Raw genomic sequence first — 19,389 nt, 5'->3', positions numbered from 1 at the left:
ACTCGAACCCCGATCTCTCCCGGTGGGCCGGTGCGATGGTGAATCGCTGCACCTGACGTGCTCCAGCCCTCACGGCCACCCTAGGGCCACGACGTGCCATGGCGAAACACCAACAGCTGAAAGGGCAGTGCGCGGTCTCAGCGCCAGGACGTGTCGAGCATGCTGGCGGCGACTTCGACGGGGAAGACCAGCCGCATGCCAAAGACGGCGATGGGGATGCGTCGATGATCATGGGTGATCGCCGGGGGCCCGCCGCGGTTCGGACCCCTTGGGCTAGGGCCTGTCCGACGGATTACGGACCCGGAATGCTCGCCGGTAGGCGCCCGGGGTCGTGCCCATCTCGGAGCGGAAGCGGCGGCGCAGGTTGACCGCGGAGGTGAGGCCGACGCGGGGCGCGATCGCCTCGACCGGCAATTCCGTTTCCTCCAGCAGGGTGCGGGCTGCGGCCACCCGACGGGCGAGCAACCATGCACCCGGGCTCGTGTCGAGCTGGTCGGCGAAGCGTCGGGCCAGGGTGCGGGGCGAGACGCCGAGGTACGCGGCCAGGTCGTCTACCGACAGCGGTGTGTCGAGGCGCTCGTCGGCCCATTTGAGCAGGCCGTTGAGCGCATTCCCGGGCGGCGGGGGCGGCCTGTACTGAGCCTGACCGGCCTCGCGGTGCGGCGGCAGTACCATGTGCCGCGTAAGCAGAGCGGCGTACGCGGCCCCGTGATCGTTCCGGACCAGATGCAGGCACAGGTCGAGCCCCGCGCCCGCGCCAGCGCTGGTGGCGACGTCACCGTGATCCACGTAAAGCCTGTCCGGCTCCACGCGCACCCGGGGGAACTCACGCCGCAGTTGCTCGGCACGCGCCCAGTGCGTGGTGGCCGAGCGGCCGTCCAGCAGTCCCGTGCGGGCCAGCGCGAACACCCCAGAACAGATCGTGACCAGCCGCGCCCCACGCGCGTGCGCCCGCATCAGCGCGCGGCGCACGACATCTGTGAGCGGCTCCTCCACCGGCAGCCAGCCCGGGATGATCACGGTGTCCGCGGTCTCGAGCGCCGATAGTCCCTGTGACACGGACATCGCGTACCCGCCCGTGGTCGGCACTGGGCCGGGCGTCTCCGTGCACGATTCGAATTCGTAGTGCTGCGGAACCCCGGGCCGCTTGGTGCCGAAGACCTCGACGGCGCAGCCGAGTTCGAAGACCGACTGCACCGGCCGTACCAGGGCCACCACGCGATGCATGGCAGGAAAGTACCCCATGATGTCATCGCAGTCTCTGTCCCGTCGCGGCCCGCGCACGGCACTGTTGCAGGCATGCACTCTGAGATCCTTGCGCAGGAGGGTTACACCTCCATCTCTATCGACGAAGCCCCGGTCCGTGAGTTGTTCCCCGGGATCCGGCTGCGTCCCCTGTGGAGGGGTCCGGCCGGTGCGCACGCCAACGTGCTGGAGATGGAGGCGGGTACCTCCTGGCCGCGCCGCGACGTCCACGAGCCCGGCTCGGAGGAGGTCTACGTGGTTGCCGGCACGTTCAATGACGGAGCACGCAACTACCCTGCTGGCACGTTCCTGCACGCCCCGGCCGGGTCGTGGCACGTGCCCTCGACCACCACCGGCTGCACGCTGTTCCTCTTCTACCCAGAGGGCTAGCGGTCCGCCGGATCAGGGGCGGAGCCAGAGTCGGATCGCGGTAACGGTGACGGTGCCGTGGAACATTTAGGCGGCGCACTTGGCATGCTTGCCGGACACGCCCGCTAAGCCAGAAGGTCTGGAGCAACGGCGATGCAGTTGAGTATGCCGTTGCTCGCCCCGTGCGGTCTGTGGAAGCTCGGAGGCCCCGGTCGCGGCTCAACGCCCCTCAACGAGGCCCATCGCTCGCCCTCTTGCTCGCCACTGACCAGCCTCTGATCGAATCACTTGAAAGGACATATTTGATGCCATTTGTGCGCATTGACGCGCTTCGCGCGGACGAGAAGCGGTTGGAAGCCGTGGGACGGGCTGTGCACGAGGCCCTGATCGACACCATCGGCATCCCGAAAAACGACCTACTCCAGGTGCTCACCAGCCACGACGGCACGCGTAGCAAGCTCCACTACGATGACTACCTCGGCATACACCGGGACGACGACGTCGTGTTCGTGGCCATTACCATGCGTTCCGGACGCACAGATGATCAGAAGCGGGCTATCTACGGCAGGATCGTCGATCTCGCCAAGGAGTACGCGGGCCTCGATCCACGGAATGTTCTGGTCATGATCTACGAGAATGCGTCGATCGACTGGTCATTCGGCGAAGGCGTGGCGCAGTACGTACAGGCCGGCGAATGAGGCCCACCCCGGCCATCGCTCTCCGTCCATGCAGGCGTGATGTGCGCTGCCGCATAGCGAATCGGGGAATCTGGCATTGGCAGCGGACGCGGCCCAAGCCCGCCGTAGGGCGGCTCGTAAGGTTCAGCCGTCTCGGTGTGGCGGTCATTTCGCCCTTACCTGCAGCGCGTAGGCCAGGTCACGGTCCTCCAGCGCGTGCCTGAAATCGGCGTTCGCGCCGTAGCCGTTGTCCGCGACCAGCACCGCGGGCCGCAGCCCGACCGTGGCGAGTTCGTCGAGCATGTCCACAGCGAGCTGCCACTTGGGCCGGTGATGTTCCTCGTCGGGGACCCGGCAGCAGGCCCGCCGGCCCGCAGCCTCGGCTCCGTCCCAGCTGCGGGGCAGGAACAGCCGGCAGGCCAGCGGGCATGAAGCGGTGTCGGATGCGGCATGGACGCTGACGCCGATCTGGCAGTTGCCGACCTTGCCAGGGTGCCGGAGTACTGCCGGCCCACCCCGGGCGATGGGTATCCGTCCTTGGAGAAGCCGGTGTCGTCCACCACCCACACCTGCGGACGTACCACTGCCACTGCCCGCCGGGCCAACAGCCCTCTGACCGTGTCCACCGGCCAGGTCGAAGACGTCATGAACTGCTGCAACTGCTGGTGAGCGACACCCAGGCGCCCTGCCATCGGCTGCATCGACTTCCGGCGCCCGTCCAGCAGCAGACCTCGCAGATACAGCCTGCCCGTCACCCGCTGGTCAGCACGCACCAATGGCGCGAACACGTCCCCAGCGAACTCCTCCAACCGCCCACGACATGCCGCGAGTTCATCCGCCCTCATACCAGCAGGAAACCACCACAACCACCGCCTGCCCAGAGACGTAACAAAGCCCTACTAGTCGGGTTGGTAGGGGTACTCCAGGCACGAGCCGATCGTCTTGAGCGGTACTGACGCAGAGCCGTTGTTTCCCAGCTGCGTCATTCCACCTGCCGGCCCAGCAGGGTGCGGCAGCCGCTACAGCGTGAAATGCGTCGATGCCGTTGATCGTCGATGCGGACGGCATCCCGGCTGATCACTGTTCGGGGCAGGTTGCCCTACTGGCAGGAGTACCCCTTACAAGCCTCTGCCGGTGCACAGGAGGAGCGTCCGGGCCGGCACAACAAAGCTGCCGATCATGAAAGCGGCAGGACCGCCTAAACTGGAGCACGATGACGACATCACCCGATGACAGCATCCAACCGTTCCAAGTCTCGATCCCGGACAGCGACTTGGACGATCTGAGGCACCGCCTGGACCGCACCCGGTGGCCGGACGAACTGCCTGACGCCGGCTGGGACTACGGCGTTCCGCGCGACTACCTGCGGGAACTCGCGCACTACTGGCGGCACAAGTACGACTGGCGGGCGGCGGAGACTCGCCTGAACCGGTGGCCGCAGTTCACGACCACGATCGATGGCGCGAACATCCACTTCGCGCACATCCGCTCCCCGGAACCGGACGCCACACCGCTGATCATCACGCACGGATGGCCCGGATCCATTGTCGAGTTCGAGCGGATCACAGGCCCGCTCACCGACCCCCGGGCGCACGGCGCCGATCCCGCGGACGCCTTCCACCTGGTCCTGCCGAGCATCCCCGGCTTCGGCTTCTCCGGCCCCACCCGCGACAAGGGCTGGGAATACCACCGTGTCGCGGCCGCCTTCGCCGAGCTGATGCACCGCCTGGGCTACCACCGTTACGGGACACAGGGCGGCGACTGGGGATCGGCCATCTCCCGCGAACTGGGCCGCATCCGCCCCGACCACGTCATCGGCGTCCACCTGAACCTGATCCCCGGCGCCGGTGCGACCGCCGAGCCGACCGAGGCGGAAATCGCCGCCCTCAGCCCCGCGGAACGCGAGCGCACCCGGGCCTCCTGGGAGCGGATGCAGGCATGGAGCCGCGACAAGCAGGGCTACGCGGACATCCAGTCCACGCGTCCGCAGACCCTCGCCTACGCACTCACCGACTCACCCGTCGGCCAACTCGCGTGGATCGCCGAGAAGTTCAAGGAGTGGACGGACAGCGCCGACCGGCCCGAGGACGCCGTCGACCGCGACCACCTGCTGACCAACGTGATGCTGTACTGGCTGACCGGGACCGCCGGCTCCTCCGGCCGCATCTACTACGAGCGCGCCCACGCCGCCTACCAGGGAAAGCCACCGGAGCCCTCAACGGCCCCCACCGCGCTCGCCGCCTTCCCGCAAGAGAACTTCATCGTCCTGCGGCACATCGCCGAACGCACGAACAACATCGTCCGCTGGACGGAGTTCGACCGGGGCGGCCACTTCGCCGCCATGGAACAGCCGGACCTGCTCGTCGGCGACATCCGCGCCTTCTTCCGCAGCCTGCGCGACGCAAACACATCCTGACGCAACGAGCACCGGCCGCACCACGCCCTCTACTCACGGCTCCGACTGTTGGCGGGTGGCGATGTACTGCGTCCAGTCGCGCTTGGCCAGGGTGGCCCACCGGGTGGCATTGCGCACCGCTGGTACCTGCGACTTCAGCGAGGATCGACGCCGGAACGTCGGCGGCCGGTGCGAGGCGGGCGGCGTTGCGACCGGCGAGTCCTTTAAAGTCACGCTTGCGGAGTTGAAGCTGAATCGACTGCAGGCACAGCGGACGAGCCGGGTTGTGGCCCGGGAAGAGCCACGGGGTCGTGCTGGCGGAGCGGTTGTTCTCCCAGGCCGCTTCGGCTTGCTCCAGGCGCTGCCCGCCAAGGTCCGAGATGCTGGGCGCAGGTCCACGTGGTGGCGGTTCAGATGCAGGCGCACGGTCTCTTCGTCCAGCGAGACGTCCCCGGTGGTGAGCCGGCAAGTCCCTCTGGCGATGCCTGCCAGTCATAGATCGGATTAGTTGCCGACAGTGCTTTCGAGCACACGTCGACGTCGACCACGGTCACTCATCACACGCCCCACGTTCCGGGCAGTCGGCGGACCGGGAGCGGGTAGCGGGGTCCGGGTCGGGTGGGGCCGGGCGTCCGATCCTGCGACCCGGACGGGGTGTGAACACGGGTGTCCTCCAACAGATTGGTGGCGGGCAGTGCTCCGTCCCGCCGACGGTTGGCTTGTCGCCGGGGCACGGAAGTGAGGCGGGCGGCCGGACGGCCTGTCCGGCCCTCGGTCTCCGCAAGGGGTGGCCGCGGAGCAGCAGGGCGATGGGCCAGCGCTGGAGCAGGCAGACGGGCGGCGGTTCAGTCAACGGATCGCAGATCGCGGCCGTTGATCTCTACGCGTTCGACGAGGGGTTGGGGGACGTGGATGTCGGGGCGGATCTGGACGGGGGTGGGTTGGACGTCGTTGTGGACGTGGACGAAGGACGAGGAGCGCAGGCTGAGGCTGCGTAGAGCGAGGCCGGTGGCGACGGTGCGGCCGGTGGCGGGGGAGGCTGCCCAGATCATGCCGGTGGTGGCGGCGCCCCAGGCGGTCCAGGTGAGGCGGGCGCCGGTGGCGCACAACCACCAGCTGGCGATGAATGAGGCCGTGCCGAAGAGTTGCCAGGCGGCATAGGCCGTGGTCGCGGAGACGGGGAGCTCGGCGGTGTGTATCTGGAGGTTGTGGACGGGGTTGAGCATTGACCGTTGACCGGCCAGTTCGTCTCAGCGAGCTCCCGGGGGAGGGGGAGGGAGGAGAATCGCCGTGTGACCATCTTTCGCTGTGTGAACTGCGGGCAGCCCATAACCAGCGAGGTGATGCCTGGGGAACCGTTGAGAGGTCCCGAGCGGCCGCCTGGCAATGAAGTCGCTCCGCCGCGGATGGCTTCAGGAACCTTCAAGATCAATTTCGATGCCAGCCTTCTGATCTTTCACCCGGACGACGTTTCTGGGGCTGCGCTTCACTCCGATCCTCGGCGCCTCGGTGGTTGCTGCGGGCCCGCGGGCCAAGACGGCCCCAACCTCGTTTGTGTCGGCTGCGGCGTCGAAGTCGCGACGAAAGAGTCCGACTGCTGGACCGACAACCTCGTGGCATTGATCGCCGCCGCAGTGGCTGAAGAGCCCAAGGTTTTGTAGGGCTGATCCTGGCCAGCGGTCTCGATCGAACACTTGCGCTTGCTGGGCAGTGCCGCTTGCAGATCCGCGATGAAGTCCGGTCAGCTTGGGGTCCTCTATGCCGGTCTAGCTGCTTTAGTTCCGATCGTGTGCGATCCCGCGGGCCTGACAGGATCGGTTCATGTCAAGAGATCTTTTACTGGTCAGGGCCCAGGGCTTGTGGCAGGAACTGGCGTCGGCGCCGGGCTCGTTCGGCGGGGCGGGCGACGTCAGCGTCGTCGCCTCTTCCCGGTCGAGGTTCTGCCCGCCCGGATGGGCGGGCATCGTTCTTCTGGGTGGGGCGGCCATCGTGACGGCTCCGAGCGAGTAGGCCGCTGCCCGGATCCGTAAGGCCGTGGCTGAGATGCCTGCCGACAAGTTGACGGACCCGGAAGCGATCGGGGGAGTTCTCCCGATCGGCGAGGTCCTTGGGCCTGCCGCCCTCGCCCATGTCGCGGCCGATGACTTCCGGCCATCGGCGTATGCAGAATGGCGCGTAGAGGAACTGCCCGCCGGTCATGCGGACCTGGACGCCCTGGAACAGGCTGCCGGGGCGGAGGACGCCGGCGAGGCCGGCCTCGCCGAGATCACCTCGCCCGCGTTCGTCCTGCGGGTCCACGGTCAGGTTGTCGCTGCCGCGGGTTATCGCGCCTGGCCGAGCTCGACGGCTCACTTGAGCGTGTTGACCTCGCCTGCCTGGCGTAGGAAGGGCCTTGCCCGCAAGACCGGGTCAGCCGCAGTTCGATATGCACTCGCGCAGGGCCTTCTGCCGCAGTGGCGGGCGCAGATCCCGGCGTCGAGGAAGGCGGCGGTTGCGCTGGGGTTCAGCGAGCTCGGTTGCCAGCTCAGCATCCAGCTGGTCTGATCACCGGCTGCGCGGCGAGAAATGTGGCCCAGGGCATCTCCTGGTGCTCGGATGTCACCGGCGTCGTTCGGTCCCCGGCGACTGCGTCGGGCCGGGTGCGGGGGCGGCCGACGGGCCCACGGACCCGTAATTTCTGGAGCACGGGGACGAACTGCGGGCTGTCCGCGCCCTGCCCAGCGGTCAGCACGAACGCCAACGGGCGGCACCCGCGGTCGGCGGCCAGGTGGACCTTGCTGGTCAGTCCGCCCCGCGAGCGTCCGAGTAGGGCGGCCTCCAGTCGGAGTTCCCGCCGGCGCCGGATGCGCCGTCGCTCCTCCCGGTCGGGATCATCTTCGGCGTCCCGTCCGTCTTATCCTTCCGGGCCCCCAATCTTGTGATGCCCCCGGGCGTGTGAACTGCCGATCGCCTCGTCTGCGCCGTGCCGGACGGGATGATTTCAATTGCGGTCAGTAACACGTGTTTTCGCCAGGCATTGCCGAATCGCTGTCACCCGTGGACCTTGCGGTATGCATCCTTGAGGCAGATCTTCCCCTGGCGGAACCGCCACAGATCGATGCCGCGTTCGCAGCGCTGCGGACCGTCGGCGACCACGAAACGATAGGTCCACGTGCTAACGGCCCAGTCGCCCTTGACGACCGGTTCGTCTTGCTCTATGACGGCGTCGGCGTCATGTTCGAACATCGCCCGGAAGCCACCGGCCAACTCATGATGACCTCGAAACGTTCGGCCGGGTTCCGGACCCACGGATGCGGCGTAGACGGCATCGTCGGTCATCAAGTCCAGCAGACCGGCGACATCGCGTTCGGCCCACGCGGCAGCGAACTGGGCGAGGCACTTGTGCGGACTCATCTCAGAGATCATCGTTGTACTCCTGTGCAAGGTAGCCGGCCATATTCGGGGCATCGGGGCTGGCCAGGATGTAACTGATCCAGGCTCGACGTTCGAAATCGGTGACGCTCAGTTCCCACACGCATCCGGCCGCGTGGCTCGGGTGGGGCGCTAGCTCCGCAGGGCGGTCGGCGGGCGCGGAGAGGATCTGCTGATGTACCTCGTTCTCCTCGGCCCACCAGCAGATCAGCGCATAGCAGAGTTGGGGTGTGTCATGAGCGATGACGAACCCCACGCCGTAACGCTCAGACGTGACGGCAGGTGAGGGAAGCGTCTGCCGCGCGGCATGGACCGCCGCCTCGGCAACCCCCTCGCGGAACGAGTGTCCGTGCGGTGCGATCGCATACAGCTTCACCACCCAGTCGCCCAGGGTGACGCGTTGCTGGAAACGCACGCTCCGCGGTTGGTAGGGAATCTGAGGCTTCGGCCCCGAGAGATCCAGTGAGGTCGGATCCACGCGTGCCCCCTTCAACGATGTGAACCTTATAAAGTAAGGTTTGCCTCCTGCAGTGCCTTACTAATAGAAGACTAGCTGAGGAGAGTGTGCGCTGTGCAGCCCCTGGACCACGTCAACCACATGTTGGTCGCTGAGCTTTTGCGAGACGGGCGCAAGACTGTTCGTGCGCTGGCGGGGCTCGTAGGGTTGTCCGAGCCCGCTGTGCGCGACAGGTTGGACAAGCTCTCGCGGGACGGAGTGGTCACCGGTTACCGCGCTGTCGTCGAACCCCAGGCAGTCGGCGCGGGCACCGCCGCGTTCGTCACCCTGCGCTTCACCCCCGAGCCCGATGCCAAGACGGCGGTCAACAACGCCTTGGAGCGGGAGCCGTGCGTGCTGGAGGTACACGAGATCGCCGGCGAGGACTGCTACCTCATCAAGATCCGGGTCGGCACCACCATCGAATTGGCCGACACCCTCGACCGCATCCGGGCGATTCCGTCCATCACCCACACCAATTCCACCGTTGTCCTACGCACGGTATTCGAACGGTCCATCACCATCTGACCAGGCGAACCGTCGTTGATCTTGCGCGGTGGCTGTGATGCTGCTGGTTGCCTGACCGTCGAGCAGAGCGTCCCGTCCCACTGGATCGAGGCGGCGGGTAGCAAGTTGCAGGTCGGGCCTCCGCCGAGGCACTTGCCCGCGCCATGAAGGCGGCCCACGCCTGCAAGGAAGTTCCCGCAGGTGCAGCATGTGGCCGGGCCGGGGGAGCGTAGTGGGGGTGTGTAAGTGACGGTGCCGGTGTTCCACACGCTATGCCGCCCAGGCCCAGATGCCGAATCCGACAGTTCCCCGCCGGTTCGTGATCTTGTCGCGGGGTGGGGTGCGGGGCTGACTATACGAGGTGGTCCCGCGCTTGGCTGAACGACGTCGGCCTTGCCTGCGTATGCCGCGATGTCTTCGACTCCGCCTGGGTCAGGGCTGAAAGTGACTGCTTCGCCTCACTGCGTGGGACACGGTCCAAAGGAGTTCCCACCGGAGGCGGAAGAGCACTTGATCGGCCTTGGGCTCCGGTCCCTGAACGCGACGTCCGAAAGTCGCCAGCGGCGGTTCAGTGATCGTCGCAGAGTCGGTGCATGCATCATGTGATGAACATCCGGCCCCAGCAGCGGGACACGGATGGCGGCGACACCCCCTGGCGGATGCTGGCTGTTCTGCTGGTCGGCCAGTTCCTCGCCAATGTGGACACCGCGATCGTGAATGTCGCCGGGCCCAGCATCCAGGACGGCCTCGGCGCGTCCGGCGGGGAGACGGCTCTCGTGGTCTCCGGATACGTGGTCGCCTATGCCGTGCTGCTGGTGACCGGGGCCCGTCTCGGGGCCACCCACGGGTATCGCCGGGTCTTCGTCGCCGGGGTTCTCGTCTTCGGGGTGTCGTCCCTCGTGTGCGGGGTCACGCCCACCCCGGTGCTCCTGATCCTCGCCAGGATCGTGCAGGGCGCGGGGGCCGCACTGATGGTTCCCCAGGTGCTGAGCGCGGTGCAGACGCACTTCGGCGGGAGGGACCGGGTCCGGGCCCTGGCGTACTACGCGGTGGCGCTCTCCGGCGGAGCGGTGGCCGGGCAGGTGCTCGGTGGGCTGCTTCTCGCCGCGGATGTGCTGGGGCTCGGGTGGCGTCCCATCTTTCTGATCAATGTGCCTGCCGCTCTCTTCCTTGCCGTCGCCGCGCAACTCTGGGTGCCGGACGACAGGCCACGCGCCGTTTTGTCCTTCGACATAAGGGGGGTGGTCCTGCTCTCATCGGCCATCGGACTGCTGATCGTGCCGCTGGTTCTCGGGCCCGAGGAGGCGTGGCCCGTGTGGTCCTGGATCAGCCTCGCCGCTTCCTGCCCCCTGGCCGCGCTCTTCGTCAACGGTGAGCGCCGGCTGGACGCACTGGGTGGGCGTCCGTTGGTCTCTCCCCATGCGGTTCGGCCGCCGGCGGTGCGCTGGGGCCTACTCGCTCACGGCCTGACGACCCTGACGTACTTCGCCCTGCTGTTCGTGCTGGCGATCTACCTCCAGCATGGTCTGGGCCGGGGACCTGCTTATGTGGGGCTCACCATGGTGTCCTGGGTGGTGGCTTTCGGGCTTGCCGGGGTCGCATTGTCCCGCTTCCCCGCCCGGTATGCCCTCGTGCGGTACGCCGACGTGTGCGGCTGCGTCCTGCTCGCCGTCTGCTATCTCGCCGTGTGCGGGTATCTGCTGGCCGGCCACCGTACCGGCCCGGGGCTGCTCGCACTGCTGGGAATAGGCGGGTTCGGCCTGGGCATCAGTTCCAACTCGCTCATCAGCCGCATGACTTCGGCGACCGCTCCGGACTATGCCACCGATCTTTCAGGCGTCATCAGCACCAACGCCCAGCTCAGCGGTGCGGTCGGTGTCGCCGCCCTGGGCGCGGGCTATCTGACCTTCGCCCGTACGGGAGACGCTCCCACGTCGGCCCACGCGCTGGCGGCCACGCTCGGGGCGTGCGCGGTGCTTGCACTGGTCTCCGCCGGCGCGGCCCTACGGGCAGCCCACCACACAGCACAAGGGAACCGACATGCTTGAACTGTCCTTCAGCGCCGTCTGTTTCGACCTGGACGGCACTCTGGTCGACACCGAACCGCGCAGCCGCGCCGCCTGGCAAAAGCTCTTCCAGGTCCATGGCGTCGGCCTTGATCCGGCCCAACTTGCCCGATTCGCAGGCCGTCCCGGGGTCGAGGCCATCGCGGATCACCTACCGTCCTTCCCCGGCAGGAGCGCGGAGTCGCTGTTCCGTGAGGCCCTCGGCTACGCACGCGGCGCCGACATGCCGCCGGTGGGGCCGGTCGCGGGAGCACTCGCGCTGCTGACACGTCTGGGTGAGAAGCGCGTACCCATGGCCGTGGTCACGTCAGGGACGAAGCACTACGCGCGCGCCGAACTCTCTGGCATGGGTGCCCTGCATCTCTTCGACGTCGTAGTCACCGCTGATGACGTCGAACACGGCAAGCCCCACCCGGAGGGCTACCTCGCCGCGGCCGCGGCCCTCGGTGTCGATCCGCTCGACACGGTCGTCTTCGAGGACGCACCGGCCGGTGTCCGAGCCGCGCGAGCTGCTGGCGCGTACTGCGTGGCGCTCACCACCACGCATTCGCGGACGGATCTCGGCGCCGCAGATGCGACGGTCCGCGACTTCTCCGAAATCCGATGGAAGTAGCAGCGCCTGATAGGCAGCAGCGATCACTATGGCGTCTTCAGCGTCGGGACACTCCCTTGACCGCCACGCACCAAGATCCTAGGACGGGCCTGGGGCACCGGGCCGTCGCTCCAAAGCCGGTGATCGAGCCACTGCTGCCGAAAGCGGGGCGGCGGGGTCGGCGTCCCGGACGCATGCGGCATCCCTGATCGCACGGCATGAAAAGTCTGAACCCACGGTTAGTTGGCGGCCTGCTGTCGGCATGACCGCAGTGTGCGGGCGAAGTCGCGCAGGTCGGAGGTAAACAGGCCGGGCTGCTCGAAGGCGGCGAAATGTCCGCCACGCGGCTGATCAGCCCAGTGCACCACGTTCCACTGGCGTTCGCTCCACCGGCGCGGTGACCGGGTCTTCTCCCGAGGGTAGAGTGCGATGCCGGTGGGCACCTCCACCCTGCGGCCCCACACCTGCGGATCGGAGCCGTAAGCCTCCGACTCCGCATACAGGCGGGCGGCGGAGGTGGCAGTGCCGGTGAGCCAATAGAGCATGGTGTTGTCCAGCAGCCGATCGAGCGTGAACGGCATGCCCTCACGGGAATCAGACCATGTGTGGAACTTCTCCAGCAGCCAGGCCGCCAACCCCGCAGGGGAGTCCTCAAGTGCCGGGCCGATGCTGTGCGGCCGGGTGGCCTGCTGAACGTAGTAGCCGTTGTCGGCGCCATACACCCGGGCGTTGTGTTCTAGTGCCTCGCGCTCCGTCAGCGTCGCCTCGGCCAGCGGGTCGTCGAGGCCAGGCGGGGCCACCGCCCAGGGGAAGTTGATGTGCACGCCCAAGAGCCGGCCGGGATGCTCCAGGCCGAGCTGCCGGACGACGAAGGCGCCCCAGTCCCCGCCCTGGGCCACGAAACGGGGGTGGCCGAGATCGTCCATGAGGGCGGCGAATGCGTCGGCGATCCCGGCCACGTCGACGCCGGGAGCGGCGGTCGGCCCGGAGAGACCGAAACCGGGCATCGAGGGCAGAACTACGTGGAAGGCGTCCTTGGCGCGTCCGCCGTGGCTGGTCGGGTCGACCAGTGCGGGCAGGCAGTCGAGGAACTCCACGACCGAGCCGGGCCAGCCGTGGCACAGCAGCAGCGGCGTGGCGTCCTGGTGCCGCGAGCGCACCGCGAAAGCGTGCACACGCAGCCCGGCGAAATCACCGACCACCTGGGGCAGGGCATTCAACTCGGCTTCGGTGCGACGCCAGTCGTAGCGGTGCAGCCAGTGCTCGACGAGGCGCCGCAGCCAGGGCTGCGGGGTCCCCCACCCCCAATCCTCGTCGGGCAGGTCGTTTCGGAACCGGGTGCGCGCAAGCCGCTCGCGCAGGTCGACCAGCGTCTCGTCGGACGTAGTGATCGTGAATGCTCGCATTGGGGCATTCTCACCTCGTTGGGACGCCTGCTGCCAGCACCCCACCTTGGATGTCTCAAAGGGGCGGTAGAGCGCGTGGAGTTGCGGCCAGCGTGGGGCCTGCCGACTGAAGCAGTGCTTCTTCCTGGACGTCGCGGACCGGGAGGCGGGGCAGGCCAAGCGGCGCTCACACAATCGGCTCGGGTTCGCGGTCCGACCTGGCCGCGGGGATGGCTGCCGGATCACGTTGCTCCCCGCCAGGCCATGCGCGACTGCTGCGGCGCAGGATGTGGTCGTTCCCGGGCAACGGGCATGTGAAGGCCCGGGGTGCGGGCACTGGTCAATGAGCGCCTTCCAGGGCGGCATGGGCCTCGGTGAGTCTGTCGACCGCCGTGTCGAGTGCCTCGGGCGGGAGGGTAAAGGGAAGTCGCAGATAGCCGTCCAGGGCGCCGTCGGGGGAGAAATGGAAGCCCGGCGTGAGGGCGAGGTTGCGTGTGGCCGCCAGGTCGGTCAGCCGCCGGGAGTCGGCGTCGAGGAGTTCGAGCCACAGGGACAGGCCACCCTGCGGTACCTGGAAGCGGCACCACGGCAGAGTCGACAGCCGCGCGGCCAAGTGGTCCCGCTGGGACCTCAGCTGGGCGCGTCGACGGTCGAGGACCGCCCCCCGGCGTTCCAGGAGGCGGGCGGCGACGAGCCGGTCGAACAGCGAGGGGGTGAGCGCGGCCCCGAGCGGGAGCGCCGCCAGCCGCCGGACGATGTCGGGATGGGCGCGGATCCAGCCCACGCGCAGGCCCGGCCACAGCGACTTGCTCAAGGAACCCACGTACACGATGTGCCGGTCGCCGGCGCGGCCCGCGACACGCGGCGGCGGCGCGGCGCCTTCGCGCAGGTCCAGGTCTCGCAGGGTCTCGTCGAAGACGACCAGGGTGTCGTGGTGGCGCAGCCGCCGTCGCAGTTCGGCATGCTCCTCCTCGCCCATCAGCAGGCCCGTGGGGTTGTGGAAGTCCGCGACCAGGTACGTCAGGGACGGCCGGGCCGCCCTGAGCGTGCGGTCCAGGGCGGGGACGTCCCAGCCGGTGGGGGTGAGGGGTTGGGCGACCAACCTGGCACCCGCGCCGCGGAACAGGGCGAGCGCGCCCGGATAGGTGGGGGAATCCAGGACGACCCGGCTGCTCGGCCGCAGGTACGCCGCACTGAGCAGGCTCAAGGCGGCGTCGGCTCCGCTGGTCAGCAGGAGGTGCCCGCCGTCGGTCGGGAGTCCCTGGACGCCGTAGGCGTCGGCGATCGCCGTGTGAAGCGCCGACGGACTGTCGCCCTCGGCTGGGTCGTGCAGCAGCGCGGCGGGCAGCGTGTCGGTCGCTTCCCGCACGGACTGGAGCAGTTCGTCGAAGGGTGCCGCGGGCTCCGCGACGGTGAGGTCCAGTGGCGCCCCGTTCTTGCCCGCCTCGCCCCGGTCGCTGGCCCATGGCGAGAGGCGGTCGTTGAGCCGGGGCGGCAGGGCGACGGTGCTGCCGGAGCCGGTCCGGGTGACGATCAGCTGCTCGGCGCGGAGGATCTGGTAGCTCGCCGCCACGGTGCCCCGCGCGAGGCCGAGTTCGCCGGCGAGCAGGCGCTCGGCGGGAACCTGCGCCCCGAGCGGAAGCCGGCCGTCGCGGACGGCCTTCTCCACGGCATCGGCCAACCGCCGCGCCAGGGATCCGTCGCCGGCGCGCCAGTCGCCGAGCATCTGGGGGAACTGCGACGCCGGGAGGCGCCGCGCAGTGCGATTCACATAGGCCACTTTACCGGGATTGGACCATGACTGGACGGCCGGTCCCGCATAGCGTCGAGCCGCAACCAGCCACCCCTGCACCAACCCTGGAATCCACATGCCCCTGCACTACCGCCATGTCGACGTGTTTGCCGGCAAAGCGTTCACCGGCAACACTCTTGCCGTCTTCCCCGACGCCCCCGGCCTGTCCACCGGTCAGATGCTCGCGATCACCCAGGAGCTCCGGCACTTCGAGACGATCTTCCTCTGCGGCGCGGACGGGAGCCAGGACGTCACCGCCCGGGTGTTCGACCTCTTCGAGGAACTCGACTTCGCCGGTCACCCGGTCCTCGGCGCGGCAGCCGTCATGCACGAGCGCGACGGCGACCCCGGCCCACGGCGCTGGACGTTCCGCCTGGTCGACAGGACCGTCGAGGTGACCACCCGGCGCACCACCACCGGGTACCACGCGGAAATCGACCAGGGAGCACCGGAGTTCCTGGCGACCGTGCCGACGAAGGACAGGGCGGAGATCGCCGCGGCCCTGAACCTGCCCGGCCGGGCACTCGCCGATCTTCCCTCGCGCGTCGTCTCCACCGGCCTGCGCTATCTCATCGTGCCGGTGGTGGCGGGTCTGGCCGAGGCGAAGATCGTCCGCAGCGACTTCGCGGAGTTGCTCGGGCGGTACGGCGCGCAGTACGCGTACGTGCTCGACGTCGAGGCCCTGGAAGGCCGCCACTGGAACAACGACGGCGTACTGGAGGACGTCGCGACCGGCAGCGCAGCCGGCTGCGTCGGCGCGTACCTGGCCCACAACCGCATCGTGCCCGTCGAGGAGGAGTTCGCACTGCGGCAGGGGCGCTTCACCGGCCGTCCGAGCCGGCTCACCGTCCTGCCGCAGGGAAGCCCCGACGCACTGCACAACATCCGGGTCGGCGGCGACGTGACCACGGTGGCCCGGGGAACCCTGGACACCCTGCCTGAGTGAGGACCACCCCATGCCCAGCTTCCCCCTCTACACGGCCGACCGTATTCGCACGGCCGTGGACCTCACCGACCTCGTGGAGCCGATCGCCGACGCCTTCACCGCGTTCAGCACCACCGAAGGAGCCCGGGCACCGGTCATGGTGCTTCCCGTCGCCGACGGCGGGGACTCCCACATCAAGGCCGCCCACCTGCCCGGAGGCCGCCACTTCCTCGTCAAGATCGCCAACTGGTTCCCGGGCAACCGGACGCGCGGCCTGCCCGAAGGCGGCGGGTTCGTCGCACTCTTCGACGCGTCGACCGGCGCCGTCACCGCCCTGCTGGAGGACGAGCACCACCTCTCCGACCTCCGCACAGCCGCAGCGGGAGCCGTCTGCGCCCGCGCGCTGTCCCGCCCGAACGCAACCCGCGCGACCGTCCTCGGCACCGGCAGGCAGGCCGAACTCCAGGCCCGCGCCCTCACCCTCGTGCGTCCGGTCCGGCAGATCCACGTCTGGGGCCGCGATCACCGCCGGGCGACCGCCCTCGCCGACCGCCTCAGCCAGGACCTACTGCACGTCGACGTCACCGCGGTCGCCGATCCGGAGCGGGCCGTGCGCCGGTCCGACATCGTCGTCACCGCGACGGCCAGCCCCACCCCCGTCCTGTTCGGTTCCTGGCTCCGCCCCGGCCAGCACATCACGGCCCTCGGCGCCGACGACCCGGCCAAGTGCGAGCTTGACGGCGCCTGCCTGCATCGCGCCACCCGGGTCATCGTCGACAGCCGAGAACTCGCCCTCCGCTACGGGGACATCCATGCCGCCCTCGTCCGCGGAGAGGTGGCGGAGGACCGCATCGACGGCGAGATCGGCGACGTCCTGGCCGGCCGGGTTCCCGGACGGCGCACACCGGAGGACATCACGGTCGCCAAGCTCATCGGCATCGGTCCCCAGGACCTCGCCGCGGCCGAGACTGCCCTCGCCCTTCTGGAACGGACCAGCGGTTGACATCCTCCCCCTCGTTCACGAGGGGGAGGATGTCTAGACATTGCACCCGCTCGAGCCAGTTCATCTGAGCGGGCCGGGAACCCTCGTGCAGGGCGGCCTGCAGGCACACTTCCCCTTCCGGGGAACATGCCGGCGTTCGTGAGCTGGGCTGCATGCTGGCCGCATGCCTCGCCGGAGATCCGCATGCCCTTGTTCATGCCCGGGCCGGATCAGCCCGATCCGTCGACCTCGCCGCAGCCGACCCCGACCATGGCTGGTCCCTGGGCAAGGTCACGCCGGACGCCCACGCTCCCCGGGCAGTGATCCGGGAACAGGGAGTCACGTGAACGCCGCTCCTTCCCCCGATGCCCCTGATTGTCGTTCACTTGGTGGCGTTGTGACGGCAGACTGCGTAGGTGGATTCTGATCTCGTGGTGTCTGTCCGGGCCCGGTTTACCGAGGGAAGGAAGATGGTCGGCTGTGCAGGTGCTTTGGTTGTACGCCCATCCTGACCCGCGCTCGCTGAACGGCGCTCTCCGTGACGAGGGGATTGCCATACTGCGCGAGCATGGGCACGAGGTGGTGGAGTCGGACCTGTACGCCATGGGATGGAACCCGGTGGTCGGGCACGGCGACTTCCACCACGAGCCCGGCGAGCGGCTCGACGTTCTCACCGAGTCCCAGCACGCGCTGGAGAGCGGCATGCTGAGTGAGGACATTCGCGTTGAGCAGGAGAAGTTGCTCTGGGCGACACAGTGATCGTGCAGTTCCCGCTCTGGTGGTTTGGCCCGCCAGCCATCCTCAAAGGGTGGTTCGACCGGCTGTTCATCCAGGGCTTTGCCCAGGGTGTGCTTGACCCCGAGACTGGCAGGGCCCAGCGCTACGGCAGCGGCGGATTGGTCGGTCGACGCGCCATGGTGCTGACCACGGTGGGTGCCAACGACGCCACGACCGGGCCACGCGGTATCCACGGCGACATCAACGACATCCTCTTCCCGCTACTGCACGGCACGTTGTGGTATCCGGGGATGACCGTCGTCCCGCCCCTGGTTGTCAACGGCGCGGTCAAGCTGTCCGACGGAGACTACGAGGCGGCGGTCGGCAAGCTGCGGCACCGGCTGCTGACGCTTCCGGAGACCGAGCCGATTCCGTACCGCAGCCAGAACGGCGGCGACTACGACGAGCATCTGGTGCTGCGCCCCGACCGTGCCCCCGGCGAGGAGGGCATCCGTATTCACTACGCCCTTGCGCATCAGGATCAGCAGTGTGAACGCACGGGCGGTGACAGGCAAGCGGATAGGTGACGAGCGGTGGACGGCGCGTCAGAGTCCTTACCCGTTGTCCGTCCGGCACGCTCTCGGCCCGCTCCTCGGAGCACTCACAACCTCATGGATGGATTTGTCACCTGAACCGTTCCGAGTTTGATCGAGACTCTAGGTCGTGATTGTGACCTGGGGTTTCGTGGTTACGCGGTAGTAGTTGGCTTCCTATTCAGCCGGTGGGATGTGCCCTATCTCACCGTGCAGTTGGCGGTGGCGGTACCAGTCGACCCACTCGGCGGTGACGAGCTCGACCCGAGAGAGCGTCTTCCAGGGCGGGACGGGTTTGATCAGCTCGGTCTTGAACAGGCCGATCGTGGACTCCATCAGGGCGTTGACGCTCCTATGGTTGTCAACTCGTTGTGGGGGCGGGTCGGATGAGGTGGACATCGCGGATGACGTAGCGCTTGAGGCAGCGGAAGATCTCCCGTCTTGTCTTGCCCTCAGCGGTGCGGCGGGCGACGTAGTCGATCGTGGGCTGGTGGAATCGCATGCGGACGATGACGGTGCGGTAGACCGCGGCGTTGAGCTGGCGATGGCCGCCGTGGTTGATGCGGTGTCTGCCGCTGGTCATCCCGGAGCCGGTGGGCACGGGTGCGACGCCCGCGAGTTTGGCGAGTGCGGCTTCGGACTTGATGCGTTCGGGGTTGTCGCCGGCCACGACGAGGCTCTCCGCGGCGGGGTCCACACCGATGCCGAATGGCTCGAGCAGTTGCGGCGCGGCTCGGCGTACCAGATCAGCGATCAGCTTCGTCAGCTCTTTGGCCTCGGTGTCGAGGTACTGCCACCGCTTGGCGAGCGTTCGTAGGGCGTGGCGCAGTGCGTCATAGGGTTCTTCCAGGCGACGGGGACGCAGGCCGGCCAGGTGCCGGGCCAGGGTGATCTGTGTTTTTCCCGCGGTCTCGTGGCGCATGGCGTCGTGGGCGCGGAAGATGTCGAGGACGTCCTCGGGCTCAACGGAAGCGACGAACACGCCGCGGCGTGGTTCCCGGCGCAGCAGCCCTTCGCTCTCCAGGGTCTGCAGTGCGATGCGCAGGGTGTGGCGTGCGACCGCGTACTGGTCGGCTAGCGACTTCTCGATGAGGTGTTCCTCCGGATCGAAGTCCCGTTGAGGATCCGCGACCGCAGTGCATCGGTGAGCGCGTCCAGCGCGGACACTGTGTTCAGCAACATTGCTGAGCAATTGAGAAGTTGGTCATGTCGGCAGCTTGCTGCCGCAAGGGCGATA

The 19,389-nt window shown here is 68.2% G+C and carries 17 protein-coding genes and 4 pseudogenes; 11 read left to right on the top strand and 10 right to left on the bottom strand.

The window, feature by feature from the left end; translation table 11 throughout:
* Nucleotides 1-273: 273 nt before the first annotated feature.
* The gene (locus tag ACIQWG_RS40520) at nucleotides 274-1,227 is read right to left on the bottom strand and encodes a GlxA family transcriptional regulator (RefSeq protein ID WP_404106092.1); all 954 of its coding nucleotides are present in this window, start codon (nucleotides 1,225-1,227) and stop codon (nucleotides 274-276) included.
* Between the two features lie 72 nt (nucleotides 1,228-1,299).
* On the opposite strand from ACIQWG_RS40520, the gene ACIQWG_RS40515 reads away from it, so the two are divergent.
* Together ACIQWG_RS40515 and ACIQWG_RS40510 are read left to right on the top strand one after the other, a co-directional pair.
* Nucleotides 1,300-1,635 (top strand): cupin domain-containing protein, encoded by a 336-nt coding sequence (locus tag ACIQWG_RS40515; RefSeq protein WP_404106089.1) that lies wholly within the window; start codon nucleotides 1,300-1,302, stop codon nucleotides 1,633-1,635.
* A 284-nt stretch (nucleotides 1,636-1,919) separates the two neighbouring features.
* The gene (locus tag ACIQWG_RS40510) at nucleotides 1,920-2,312 is read left to right on the top strand and encodes a tautomerase family protein (protein ID WP_404106087.1); all 393 of its coding nucleotides are present in this window, start codon (nucleotides 1,920-1,922) and stop codon (nucleotides 2,310-2,312) included.
* Between the two features lie 144 nt (nucleotides 2,313-2,456).
* Here the strand turns inward: ACIQWG_RS40510 and ACIQWG_RS40505 are convergent.
* Nucleotides 2,457-3,136, bottom strand: a pseudogene (locus tag ACIQWG_RS40505) (IS701 family transposase).
* 368 nt (nucleotides 3,137-3,504) lie between these two features.
* Between ACIQWG_RS40505 and ACIQWG_RS40500 the strand changes: the two are divergent.
* Nucleotides 3,505-4,707: an epoxide hydrolase family protein gene (locus ACIQWG_RS40500; protein WP_404106084.1), complete on the top strand. Its 1,203-nt coding sequence runs from the start codon at nucleotides 3,505-3,507 to the stop codon at nucleotides 4,705-4,707.
* An 824-nt stretch (nucleotides 4,708-5,531) separates the two neighbouring features.
* On the opposite strand, the gene ACIQWG_RS40495 is transcribed toward ACIQWG_RS40500, so the two are convergent.
* Nucleotides 5,532-5,912, bottom strand: a complete 381-nt coding sequence (locus ACIQWG_RS40495; protein ID WP_404106081.1) for a hypothetical protein — start codon at nucleotides 5,910-5,912, stop codon at nucleotides 5,532-5,534.
* A 66-nt stretch (nucleotides 5,913-5,978) separates the two neighbouring features.
* Here ACIQWG_RS40495 and ACIQWG_RS40490 point away from each other — a divergent pair, with 66 nt between their 5' ends.
* Together ACIQWG_RS40490 and ACIQWG_RS40485 are read left to right on the top strand one after the other, a co-directional pair.
* A complete protein-coding gene (locus ACIQWG_RS40490) occupies nucleotides 5,979-6,347 on the top strand; it encodes a hypothetical protein (RefSeq protein ID WP_404106078.1) in 369 nt (122 codons plus the stop codon).
* A gap of 382 nt (nucleotides 6,348-6,729) precedes the next feature.
* The gene (locus tag ACIQWG_RS40485; RefSeq protein ID WP_404106075.1) at nucleotides 6,730-7,230 is read left to right on the top strand and encodes a GNAT family N-acetyltransferase; all 501 of its coding nucleotides are present in this window, start codon (nucleotides 6,730-6,732) and stop codon (nucleotides 7,228-7,230) included.
* Nucleotides 7,231-7,297: 67 nt separating this feature from the next.
* On the opposite strand, the pseudogene ACIQWG_RS40480 reads toward ACIQWG_RS40485, so the two are convergent.
* The 3 genes and pseudogenes from ACIQWG_RS40480 to ACIQWG_RS40470 all read right to left on the bottom strand — a co-directional run.
* Nucleotides 7,298-7,546 (bottom strand): annotated as a pseudogene (locus ACIQWG_RS40480) (IS5/IS1182 family transposase); the annotation flags it as partial.
* Between the two features lie 170 nt (nucleotides 7,547-7,716).
* The gene (locus ACIQWG_RS40475; protein WP_404106072.1) at nucleotides 7,717-8,091 is read right to left on the bottom strand and encodes a nuclear transport factor 2 family protein; all 375 of its coding nucleotides are present in this window, start codon (nucleotides 8,089-8,091) and stop codon (nucleotides 7,717-7,719) included.
* Complete coding sequence (locus tag ACIQWG_RS40470; RefSeq protein WP_404106069.1) at nucleotides 8,081-8,575, bottom strand: hypothetical protein; 495 nt, start codon at nucleotides 8,573-8,575, stop codon at nucleotides 8,081-8,083. The genes ACIQWG_RS40475 and ACIQWG_RS40470 overlap by 11 nt, the downstream gene beginning before the upstream one ends.
* 93 nt (nucleotides 8,576-8,668) lie before the next feature.
* Between ACIQWG_RS40470 and ACIQWG_RS40465 the strand changes: the two genes are divergently transcribed.
* The 3 genes from ACIQWG_RS40465 to ACIQWG_RS40455 all read left to right on the top strand — a co-directional run bounded on the left by ACIQWG_RS40465 (nucleotide 8,669) and on the right by ACIQWG_RS40455 (nucleotide 11,779).
* Nucleotides 8,669-9,121: an Lrp/AsnC family transcriptional regulator gene (locus ACIQWG_RS40465; RefSeq protein ID WP_404106066.1), complete on the top strand. Its 453-nt coding sequence runs from the start codon at nucleotides 8,669-8,671 to the stop codon at nucleotides 9,119-9,121.
* Between the two features lie 572 nt (nucleotides 9,122-9,693).
* The gene (locus tag ACIQWG_RS40460; RefSeq protein ID WP_404106063.1) at nucleotides 9,694-11,148 is read left to right on the top strand and encodes an MFS transporter; all 1,455 of its coding nucleotides are present in this window, start codon (nucleotides 9,694-9,696) and stop codon (nucleotides 11,146-11,148) included.
* Nucleotides 11,141-11,779: an HAD family hydrolase gene (locus tag ACIQWG_RS40455; protein WP_404106060.1), complete on the top strand. Its 639-nt coding sequence runs from the start codon at nucleotides 11,141-11,143 to the stop codon at nucleotides 11,777-11,779. The genes ACIQWG_RS40460 and ACIQWG_RS40455 overlap by 8 nt, the downstream gene beginning before the upstream one ends.
* 218 nt (nucleotides 11,780-11,997) lie before the next feature.
* Here the strand turns inward: ACIQWG_RS40455 and ACIQWG_RS40450 are convergent, their stop codons facing one another.
* Complete coding sequence (locus ACIQWG_RS40450; protein WP_404106057.1) at nucleotides 11,998-13,164, bottom strand: epoxide hydrolase family protein; 1,167 nt, start codon at nucleotides 13,162-13,164, stop codon at nucleotides 11,998-12,000.
* Nucleotides 13,165-13,483: 319 nt separating this feature from the next.
* A complete protein-coding gene (locus ACIQWG_RS40445; RefSeq protein WP_404106054.1) occupies nucleotides 13,484-14,914 on the bottom strand; it encodes a PLP-dependent aminotransferase family protein in 1,431 nt (476 codons plus the stop codon).
* Nucleotides 14,915-15,011: 97 nt separating this feature from the next.
* On the opposite strand from ACIQWG_RS40445, the gene ACIQWG_RS40440 reads away from it, so the two are divergent.
* From ACIQWG_RS40440 to ACIQWG_RS40430, 3 genes and pseudogenes are all read left to right on the top strand, one after another.
* Nucleotides 15,012-15,881: a PhzF family phenazine biosynthesis protein gene (locus ACIQWG_RS40440; RefSeq protein ID WP_404106051.1), complete on the top strand. Its 870-nt coding sequence runs from the start codon at nucleotides 15,012-15,014 to the stop codon at nucleotides 15,879-15,881.
* A 10-nt stretch (nucleotides 15,882-15,891) separates the two neighbouring features.
* A complete protein-coding gene (locus ACIQWG_RS40435; protein WP_404106048.1) occupies nucleotides 15,892-16,863 on the top strand; it encodes an ornithine cyclodeaminase family protein in 972 nt (323 codons plus the stop codon).
* 459 nt (nucleotides 16,864-17,322) lie between these two features.
* A pseudogene (locus ACIQWG_RS40430) lies at nucleotides 17,323-18,146 on the top strand (NAD(P)H-dependent oxidoreductase).
* Between the two features lie 183 nt (nucleotides 18,147-18,329).
* On the opposite strand, the pseudogene ACIQWG_RS40425 reads toward ACIQWG_RS40430, so the two are convergent.
* Both ACIQWG_RS40425 and ACIQWG_RS40420 read right to left on the bottom strand, forming a co-directional pair.
* Nucleotides 18,330-18,497, bottom strand: a pseudogene (locus ACIQWG_RS40425) (integrase core domain-containing protein); the annotation flags it as partial.
* 16 nt (nucleotides 18,498-18,513) lie between these two features.
* Nucleotides 18,514-19,344: a transposase gene (locus ACIQWG_RS40420; RefSeq protein WP_404106045.1), complete on the bottom strand. Its 831-nt coding sequence runs from the start codon at nucleotides 19,342-19,344 to the stop codon at nucleotides 18,514-18,516.
* Between the last annotated feature and the right edge of the window lie 45 nt (nucleotides 19,345-19,389).

It is taken from the genome of Streptomyces sp. NPDC098781 (assembly GCF_044759995.1).
Lineage (GTDB): Bacteria > Actinomycetota > Actinomycetes > Streptomycetales > Streptomycetaceae > Streptomyces.
This window is presented reverse-complemented; position numbering and strand designations above follow the sequence as displayed.